Genomic DNA, 255 nt, shown 5'->3' with positions numbered 1-255 from the left:
GCCAGCAACGACGAACGCACCGCCGCTCTGCAAGACTTCCTGCACACCTACAACCACCACCGCTGCCACACCGCGCTCGGAGGCCAACCACCGATCACCCGCGTCAACAACCCTGCGGGTCAATACACCTAGGGCCTGTCTCGAAGTGTTGATCAACGGCGTGTCGTAGCCGGATAAGCAAAGAGGTCTCCGGTAAAGGGTTCAACGACCAAGAAGAACCTGTACCCGGAGACCTCGTGGCCACCTTAGCGGTGA

Annotated in this window: 1 pseudogene; it reads left to right on the top strand. The window is 60.0% G+C overall.

Annotated features, from left to right (window positions below):
- Positions 1–132, top strand: a pseudogene (locus HTZ77_RS45065) (integrase core domain-containing protein); the annotation flags it as partial.
- Positions 133–255 lie beyond the last annotated feature (123 nt).

It is taken from the genome of Nonomuraea montanisoli, assembly GCF_013363975.1.
Classification (GTDB): domain Bacteria; phylum Actinomycetota; class Actinomycetes; order Streptosporangiales; family Streptosporangiaceae; genus Nonomuraea; species Nonomuraea montanisoli.
Note: the sequence above shows the minus strand (reverse complement) of the source record. Positions and strands in the feature narration are given on the sequence as shown.